The sequence below is a fragment of the Nocardia acidivorans NBRC 108247 genome, from assembly GCF_001625085.1.
GTDB classification, from domain to species: domain Bacteria; phylum Actinomycetota; class Actinomycetes; order Mycobacteriales; family Mycobacteriaceae; genus Nocardia; species Nocardia acidivorans.
The window spans coordinates 21,079-29,835 of record NZ_BDAW01000102.1; the positions used below are offsets into that span (position 1 = coordinate 21,079).

Genomic DNA, 8,757 nt, shown 5'->3' on the forward strand with positions numbered 1-8,757 from the left:
CGATCACATCCTGAAGACGCCGTAGGAGACGTCTTCCAGCGGCGCTTGCGCACACGCCGAAAGCGCCAGGCCGACAACTGTTCTGGTATCGGCGGGGTCGATGACGCCATCGTCCCAGAGCCGGGCGGTCGAATAGTAGGGATTGCCCTGCGCCTCGTACTGGTCGCGGATGGGGGCCTTGAACGCCTCCTGATCCTCCTCCGACCAGGGCTTCCCGGAACTGTCCAGCTGATCGCCGCGCACGGTCGCGAGCACCGAGGCGGCCTGTTCACCACCCATGACGGAGATGCGGGCATTGGGCCACATCCACAGGAAGCGCGGCGAATACGCGCGACCGCACATGGAGTAGTTGCCCGCGCCGTAGGAACCGCCGATGACCACGGTCAGCTTGGGCACCCGCGCGCACGCCACGGCGGTGACCATCTTCGCGCCGTGCTTGGCGATACCGCCCGCCTCGTAATCGCGGCCGACCATGAAGCCGGTGATGTTCTGCAGGAAGAGCAGCGGGATCTTGCGCTTATCGCAGAGTTCGATGAAATGCGCGCCCTTCATGGCGGATTCGCTGAACAGCACGCCGTTGTTGGCGACGATGCCGACCGGATGACCGTGGATATGGGCGAAGCCGGTGACCAGGGTGCGGCCGTATTCGGCCTTGAACTCACCGAATTCGCCGCCGTCGACCAGGCGGGTGATCACCTCGCGGACGTCGTAGGGCGTCCGAAGATCAACGGGCACAATGTCGTACAGCTCATCCTGCGGTGCGATGGCGTCCACGACCGGGCGCACCTCCCACGGCGTGGGCGTCTTGGGGCCGAGGGTCGCGACGATATCGCGCACGATGCGCAGCGCGTCCTGATCGCTCTCGGCCAGATGATCGGTGACACCGGATGTGCGCGAATGCAATTCGCCGCCGCCCAGCTCCTCGGCCGTGACCACCTCACCGGTGGCGGCCTTCACCAGCGGCGGGCCGCCCAGGAAGATGGTGCCCTGATTGCGCACGATGACGGTCTCATCGCTCATGGCCGGGACGTACGCGCCGCCCGCGGTGCACGAACCCATGACCGCGGAGATCTGCGCGATCCCCTTGGCACTCATATTCGCCTGATTGAAGAAGATGCGGCCGAAGTGTTCGCGATCGGGGAAGACCTCATCCTGTTTGGGCAGGAACGCGCCGCCTGAGTCGACCAGGTAGACGCAGGGCAGATTGTTCTGCAGCGCCACCTCCTGCGCGCGCAGGTGCTTCTTCACCGTCATCGGGTAGTAGGTGCCACCCTTGACGGTGGCGTCATTGGCGATGATTACGCATTCGCGCCCGGAGACCCGGCCGATACCGCCGATCACCCCCGCACCCGGGCATTCGTCCCCGTACATACCGGTGGCCGCCAGCGGTGACAGCTCCAGGAAGGGTGATCCGGGATCGAGCAGCTGGTCCACCCGCTGCCGGGGCAGCAGTTTCCCGCGCGCCATATGCCGTTCGCGCGCCTTGTCCGGACCGCCCAGCGCACTGACCGCCAAGCGTTCGCGCAGCTCATCGACCAGCGCGTGATGCGCGGCCCGATTGCCGGTGCGCACCTCCCCAGTCACCGTCATGCCGCCATCCTGCCACTCGGTTAATCGCCAATAACTGGAATATAAGATAATCTTCACTAACTGAGTTGTCCAGGGCCGAGGAAGGGAGCCTGCGGTGAGCAACAACGAAACCGTGCCCCAAACCCGGCGCGAACAGCTCAAAGCGCAGCGGCGGGAACAGTTGCTGGAGGCCGGTGCGCGATTGATCGCGGATCGCGGATTCCTCGGTATGCGACTGGACGATCTGGGCGCGGCCGCGGGTATCAGCGGCCCGGCGGTGTATCGGCACTTCCCCAACAAGGAAGCGCTGCTGGTGGAATTGCTGGTAGGGATCAGTCAGCGACTGCTCGACGGTGGCCGGGCGGTGGCCGCGGCGGCCGAGTCCCCCGGCGCGGCCCTGGACGCCCTGATCGATTTCCATCTCGACTTCGCCCTCGGCGAGCCCGAACTCATTCGCATTCAGGATCGCGATCTGGAGAATCTGCCCGAATCCGCGCGCCGCCAGGTGCGCCGCACCCAGCGCCAGTACGTCGAGGTTTGGGTCGCGGTGCTGCGCGATCTACATCCCGATCTCCCCGAGGCCACCGCGCGCGTACAGGCGCACGCTACCTTCGGCCTGATCAACTCCACCCCGCACAGTGCCCCCGCCGCCACCGCCACCCGCGCCCGGCCGGTGCTGCGGCGCATGGCCCTGGCAGCCTTGGGCTGATACCGTCCGGCTCTTCCCGCAGCCGGGATCCACACCGGTGGCGCAGGTCAATGCTGCTGCGCCGCTTCCGTTTTGCGGGCGGCGGTGAGCAGGGCGGCCACGGCCGGGTCGGATTCGGCGGCTTCGGCCAGGGCCGCGGTGAGGGTGTTCTCGTAAGTGGGACGGGCCTGCTGGTAGCGAGTGCGGCCGGAGTCGGTCAGCACCGTGTACACGCCGCGTTTGTCATCGGGGCACAGATCCCGATAGGTCAGATCGGCGGCGTTCAAGCGGGTGACCAGGCGGGTCACCGAACTCTGGTTCAGACCGAGTCTGGCGGCCAGATCCTGCATGCGGAGTTCGTTGTCGGGGGCGTCGTCGAGGAAGACCAGGGCCCGGTACTCCGAGAGGCCGAGGCCGTGGTGGCGCTGGAGCGCGGTGCCGAGGCGGCTTTCGACCAGGGTATGCAGGGTGAGCACACGGTTCCAGAGCTGAGTGTCGCTGGTGGCCGCGGTGGTGGTTCGAGTCGGCATGCGGCGCTCCTTCATTCCGGCGGGCGGGGGTTGACACGAGCTTACATGTACATGCATTATCATTCAGTAAGCGGTTCACCGCCGCGGTGCCCAAGCCGATCGCGTTCGCCGCCATCATCGCGGGCGCGATCACGCGGCGGATCGCCGCGTACGCCTACAACACTTCGAGACGGAACCTAGCTCGAAACGCCCTCACGTACCGCGGAGTTCACGCTCCGCGGTACGTAGCACCATGAGGAAACCGGCCCGGATGGTCGGCAGGAAGAGCGCGGTGCACAGCCCCGGCATGATCGGCGAGGCGATCTCGAAGGTGGAGAACCAGCGCACCCGCGTTCCGGCCGAGACCTCCTTGAAGGCGATGAAGCCGTCCTGATGTCGCAGTGGCGGAACGGATTTCAGCAGGCGGTAGCGCATGAGCTGCTGCGGCCTGTACTCCACGATCTCCTCGGTGAGCCGGATCAGCGGGGTGACGATCAACCGCACCGCGCCGGCCCCGTGGCCCGCGGTGTCACCGGGCCGCACCAGCGTCACGCGGCGAACCATCGGCACGCGTTGATAATTCGTCGCATCGGTCAGCCAGTCGAACACGTCCGGCAGCGGTGCCCGGATGGTGCGCTCAACATCGACCGTGCGCATGCCCGGCTCCATTCTGATCTCGCCCGAACCTCTGGGCAGCCTACGAGAGAAGTCAGCGTTAAGTCGAAGGAAACGCGCGCGAAACGCCGAATCAGATGAGCGCCTTACGCTTTCGTGATGTTCGCGTCCGCTCCCCCTGATTCCACGCGGACGGTTCCCCGATGCGATGCGCGGGCTCGACCGCCCGGCGGGACGCGGCGGATCACGGGCGCGGCCGCCAACCCGGCACGGCGGCAAAAGACCTGGTGGCTACCATTACGGGCATGAATGTCGAGGAGCAGCGTGTGATCCGCCGCCGCCCGAAGAACCGGCGCGCCCAGATCGCCGCCACCTCGGCGGCGGCCTTCGGCTCGCTCGGCTATCACGGGGTGAGCATGGAGGACATCGCCGCCCGCCTCGGAATCTCCTCGGCCGCGCTGTACCGGCACTATCCGAGCAAGTACGCACTCTTCCGCGAGGAGTTGTTGCGACTGGGCCAGCTCACCATCGACGCCAGCACCCCGCCCGAGGAGGCGCGAGGGCTGGACCCGCGGACCCGGTTGTCGAGCGTGCTGGATCGCATCATCGCCGAGACCATCGCCAATCGCGCCACCGTCACCCTGGTGCGCTGGGAGCAGCGGTATCTGGACGAGACCGATCGGCAGACGCTCGCGGAGCAGTTCGGCCGCGCGCTGACCATCCTGCGCGGGCTCATCGGGGATGTGCGGCCGGAGTTGGACGAGCCTGAGCGCGCGGTGCGGGCGGTCGCGATGTTCAGCGTCATCAGCAGTATCGGTGATCATCATGCGGCGCTGCCGGTGAAACCGCTGACCGCGCTGCTGCATTCGACCTGCGATGCCATCGTCCAGGCCGAGCTACCGCCGCCGGGGACCGATGCGGACGCGCCGCACAGCACCGAGATCCCCCAGTCGTTCAAGCATGAGCTGCTGTTGAAGAAGGCCGTCGAGCTGTTTCATCAGCGCGGGTATCCCAATGTGAGTGTGGAGGACATCGCCTCCGCGGCGGATCTGTCCGCGGCCTCGGCGGTGTACCGGTACTACCGCAGCAAGGGTGATCTGCTGGCCGCGGCCTTCCGGCGCGCGGCCGATCGGGTGTCGGGGGCGATCGGTCCGGCGGTGTCGTCGTCGTCGACGCCCGCCGAGGCGCTGGGCAAGCTCATCGACCTCTATGTCGCGGGCTCCTTCGCCGAGCGTGAGCTCACCTACGTGTATTACGCGGAGTTCGGCCATGTTTCGCCCGAGGAGCGCACCATGCTGCGCAATGTGCAGCGGCTCATCGTGGCGGAGTGGGTGCGGCTGCTGGTGGCGGTGCGCCCGGAACTCTCCGAGGGCGAGGCCAGAATCCTGGTGCACGCCGGGTTCGGCATGGTGGTCGATATGGGCCGGGTGTTCGGCGCCGATCTGCGAATCTGCCCGCAGGAGCGGGTGATCCGGCTCATGGAGGTCACGCTGTTCGGACGGAGCGGGCGCACGATCGAGTAGGAGCGGCGGTGCCGGAACCCCGAATACTCGGAGAACCGGCGACCGCCGCGGCCGGGCACGCGACGCGACGCGACCCGGCCCGTGACAATCGGGAGCGGGCAGTGTGGGCACACTGCCTACCCGCCGACTGCCGCGATCTTCGACTCGGCGCTTCCCATTCGCCTGATCAGCTACTCATCGGCATCACCGCGTCGCTACCCGTAATTCTTGGGCATTCGACTTCCGCGGCTCTTTCATTCGGGATTCCGGCCTACTTCCGACCGAGTATATTTGCCAAAAATTAGCTGTCATACCAAGTGGTTTCTTTTGCTTCAGGCGGCGGTGAAGACTGCCATGGGGGTGAACGGCGCGTAGTCCTGTACGTGCCCGTCCTCCCACTCCCACAATGAGATCGGATCGACGGCCACCCCACTCTGCAGGATGAGACGCCAACCGGCCTCCTCACGCTGCCAGATATCACCGTCGCGGTCCCAGTAGAGACCGACGGTGTTCGGCTCGACCGTATTGCTCCGGCTCATGGTGTTCCTCTCCATTGGATAGCAATCCGACAGCGACTGCTCGGGAACGGTAGGTCGCGCTGCGGTGCGGTCCAGCACCGCTGCTGCGCCCTCTTCGTGTTCACTGGTTGCCGCAACCGTCACCATTGGAATCCCTTCGTTGCGTCGTATCGAAAAGTATTCGCTCCCACACTTCCGGGCCTCTTTCGCGGCGATTATGGCTTGTCTTCTCCACAAATATATTTGCCAAACATTCGCGGATGCAGGAAGCGAAGGGGGTGAGTCGAATTCGCCGTGTTGTTTCCGCCGAATCCCGCCCGGTGACGGTGGAATAGTCACTGCTTTCCAGAGCCAACATGGGCCCGATTCCGGATGGGCGTGGAGATGTCGCGGATCATGGTCGAACCCGCAAGTCCAGGCGCTCGGGACGATTCACCTCAGCCTCGACGACCAACCGGTCGGCTTGGGTCGGGGCTCACCGCCTTCGGCTGGGCGGCGCAGGAGGCCGCGCCACCCGGGAGGACCGGGTGGCGGTACTGGAGGCGCGTGGATTCTGGCCCATACGACTGAGAATGCGATCACCAACAATCCCAGTAGTGCCACAACCGAACCGACTGTTGAGCACCGGTGGGCTCTGATACCCGAATGATCTGATCGGCTGAAGTCACCGCGCCGTATCGATCTGCAGGACCGGGGGTGCCGCGTTGTCCGGGCTGCGATACTCGAAATGCCTGGACGCCGCGGCCCACCGGTCCGGCAGGGAGTGGTGGAACGGTAGGCCGCGGCGCGTATTCAGGTGGATTGGGCGGCCGTCAGGGCGTTTGCGCGCTCTGGCGGTCGCACACCTTTCCGCTTGTTACCGGGGCGGGAAGGTGTAGGAGGAGCCGGTGCCGAGCATCTTGGCCAGGGTGGCGAAGAGGTCGTTTACCATGCTGCCACTGAACATTGGGGCTCCTAGACGGCCGGAGTGACCACCGGCGGGGTGGGCTGGGTGACCGAGGTGGACGAGCCCGAGCCGACCAGGTGGGCGAAGGCCATGAGCAGATCGGTGAAGCCGCTGCCACTGAGCATTTTCTTTTCCTTTCGAGAAGTGTTCCGGCGCTGAGGGATCAGTGCGGGGTGTAGCTGGTGGTCGAGCCACCGCTCAGGAACTTGAGCAGGGTGGTCAGGATGCCGCCGATGTCGACGCCGCCGGTGGGATCGGTTGCGGGAGGAGTGGTCATCTTCTTCCTTTCTTCGTTCGCGGACAGACCCCCGGACTGTCGTCGGGACCGCCGCACGGGGCGTACACACGCCCCGAGTCTTTACTTGCGGATTACGTTGTGCCGCAAGAGTTTTCGGGTGCAGACTAATCTATTTCGGTCGCCATGGCATCGGCGAGCGATTTGGGGCGCATATCGGTCCAATGGGTCTCGACGTAGTCCAGGCAGGCCTGGCGCTGCGCCGGACCGTGCGCGATGGTCCAGCCGCCGGGGATGGTGGCGAAGAGCGGCCACAGCGAGTGCTGGGCCTCCTCGTTCACCAGGACGTAGAACTGAGCGTCTTCGTCGTCGAACGGATTGCTCATTCCGGATTACCTTTCTCAGCAGGGGTGTTCGGGTGGGGCGGATGGTCAGTGACTGCCTGGCCGGCGCAGCACCGCGTTCAGTACGCGGCCGATATGCGCGAACGCCTCGGGTGTGGTCATCCGCCAGTGCGTGGCCTGCACCGCATGTGCGTGCACCACCCCGTCGATGGCATCGGTCCACCCGGAGACACCGGCCGTGCCGCTCGGATCATCCAGTGCGGCAGCGAAATACAGCAGGTCACCCTTGAACCGGCGCGGATGGTAGCCGCCGATCAGCGCGAGTGAGCGCACGCCGCCGTCGACAATCCGGGTGAGCCGCTCCGCCCCCAGGGAGGCGAAGGGCTCCGGCAGTTCGGACATGCGCTCGGCCAGCTCGTGCGGTGCGAGATCGGCCACCTCGGCGGTGTCCCCGAGGAGCCCGCCCAGCAGTTCGGCGACCGGAATACCGGTCGGCGCGGCCGAATCCACCTGCAATGAGCTGTCCAGCATGGCCAATACGGCCACCCGCTGCCCCAGCTCCTGCAGTTGGACCGCGACCGCGTGCGCCAGCACGCCGCCCAGCGACCAGCCGAGCAGATGGTACGGCCCCTCCGGTTGCACCCGGCGGATCTCCCCGACGTACAGCCGCGCCCACTCCTCGATCGAATCAGGCAGCGGCACAGCCGAACTCAACGTCGGCGATTGCAGACCGTAGAGCGGCCGGTCATCCTCGAGGTAGGCGGTCAGCCCCGCGAAGGACCACGCCACACCACCCACCGGATGAATGCAGAACAGCGGAGCACCGGTACCGTCCGGGCGCAGCGGCAGCAGCATATCGAAGGCGCTGTCCGCCCCGACGCCCCCGCGACCGTCCAACCGCGCGGCTACCCCGGCGGGCGTCGGCGCGGTGAACAGCAGCACGACCGGAATCCGTTCGCCGAGCGCGTCACTGAGCTGCGCGGCCAATCGCACCGCCAGCAGGGAGTTACCGCCGAGCTCGAAGAAGTTGTCGTCCAGTCCGATTCGCGGTACGTCGAGCGCCTCGGCGAAGGCCGCGCAGACCGCGATCTCCACCTCGGTGCCGGGAGCCCGGAATTCGCGCGGTGCGAAGGCGGGTTCGGGCAGTGCCTTGCGCTCGAGCTTGCCATTGGCGTTCAGCGGCAGCTCAGGCAACACCACGAAGGCCGACGGCACCATGTACGACGGCAGCGCCGCGAACAGCGCCGACTCGACCCGCGGCACAGCCACTTCCGCGCCCTCGGCCGGGACCAGGTAGCCGACCAGCCGGTCCCCGGTGCGATCCGCCTTGGCCAGCACCGCGACCTGCGCGATCTCCGGCAGGGCCAGCAGCGCCGCCTCGATCTCCCCCAGCTCGATACGGAAACCGCGGATCTTCACCTGGAAATCGGTACGCCCCCGATACTCCAGCTCGCCGTCGGCATTCCAGGCCACCAGATCACCGGTGCGGTACATGCGCTCACCCGCGGCGAAGGGATTGGCCACGAAGCGATCCGAGGTGAGATCGGCGCGACCCAAGTAGCCGCGCGCCAGCTGCGCACCCGCCAGGTAGAGCTCACCGGGCACCCCGACGGGCACCGGCTGGAGGCGGGCATCGAGTACGTAGACCCGGCTGTTCCACTCCGGCGCACCGATGGCCACCGATGCCTGATCGGCGTCGGTCACGGTGTGCGTGGTGATGGAGACCGCGGCCTCGGTCGGGCCGTACAGGTTGAACAGCTGCGCCGAAGGATTCGCGATGCGGAAGCGCTGCGCCACGGACGCGGGCAGCGCCTCACCGATAGCCAGCACC

Annotated in this window: 8 protein-coding genes; 2 read left to right on the top strand and 6 right to left on the bottom strand. The window is 66.5% G+C overall.

Annotated elements, in window-relative coordinates; translation table 11 throughout:
- Positions 1-3 precede the first annotated feature (3 nt).
- Positions 4-1,590 (bottom strand): carboxyl transferase domain-containing protein, encoded by a 1,587-nt coding sequence (locus NA10_RS32900; protein ID WP_067574612.1) that lies wholly within the window; start codon positions 1,588-1,590, stop codon positions 4-6.
- Positions 1,591-1,684: 94 nt separating this feature from the next.
- Here NA10_RS32900 and NA10_RS32905 point away from each other — a divergent pair, with 94 nt between their 5' ends.
- Positions 1,685-2,278, top strand: a complete 594-nt coding sequence (locus NA10_RS32905) for an SACE_7040 family transcriptional regulator (RefSeq protein ID WP_067574613.1) — start codon at positions 1,685-1,687, stop codon at positions 2,276-2,278.
- 47 nt (positions 2,279-2,325) lie between these two features.
- On the opposite strand, the gene NA10_RS32910 is transcribed toward NA10_RS32905, so the two are convergent.
- Together NA10_RS32910 and NA10_RS32915 are read right to left on the bottom strand one after the other, a co-directional pair.
- Entirely contained in the window at positions 2,326-2,787 is a 462-nt protein-coding gene (locus tag NA10_RS32910) for a MarR family winged helix-turn-helix transcriptional regulator (RefSeq protein ID WP_067574620.1), read from the bottom strand.
- 192 nt (positions 2,788-2,979) lie between these two features.
- Positions 2,980-3,423, bottom strand: a complete 444-nt coding sequence (locus NA10_RS32915) for an SRPBCC family protein (RefSeq protein ID WP_067574621.1) — start codon at positions 3,421-3,423, stop codon at positions 2,980-2,982.
- 263 nt (positions 3,424-3,686) lie between these two features.
- On the opposite strand from NA10_RS32915, the gene NA10_RS32920 reads away from it, so the two are divergent.
- The gene (locus NA10_RS32920) at positions 3,687-4,904 is read left to right on the top strand and encodes a TetR/AcrR family transcriptional regulator (protein WP_067574622.1); all 1,218 of its coding nucleotides are present in this window, start codon (positions 3,687-3,689) and stop codon (positions 4,902-4,904) included.
- 311 nt (positions 4,905-5,215) lie between these two features.
- Here the strand turns inward: NA10_RS32920 and NA10_RS37325 are convergent, their stop codons facing one another.
- The 3 genes from NA10_RS37325 to NA10_RS32935 all read right to left on the bottom strand — a co-directional run.
- Complete coding sequence (locus NA10_RS37325; protein ID WP_157556911.1) at positions 5,216-5,422, bottom strand: hypothetical protein; 207 nt, start codon at positions 5,420-5,422, stop codon at positions 5,216-5,218.
- Positions 5,423-6,749: 1,327 nt separating this feature from the next.
- A complete protein-coding gene (locus NA10_RS32930; protein WP_067574615.1) occupies positions 6,750-6,968 on the bottom strand; it encodes an MbtH family protein in 219 nt (72 codons plus the stop codon).
- A 45-nt stretch (positions 6,969-7,013) separates the two neighbouring features.
- The coding region (locus NA10_RS32935; protein ID WP_157556912.1) for a thioesterase domain-containing protein at positions 7,014-8,757 on the bottom strand (1,744 nt) is incomplete at its 5' end.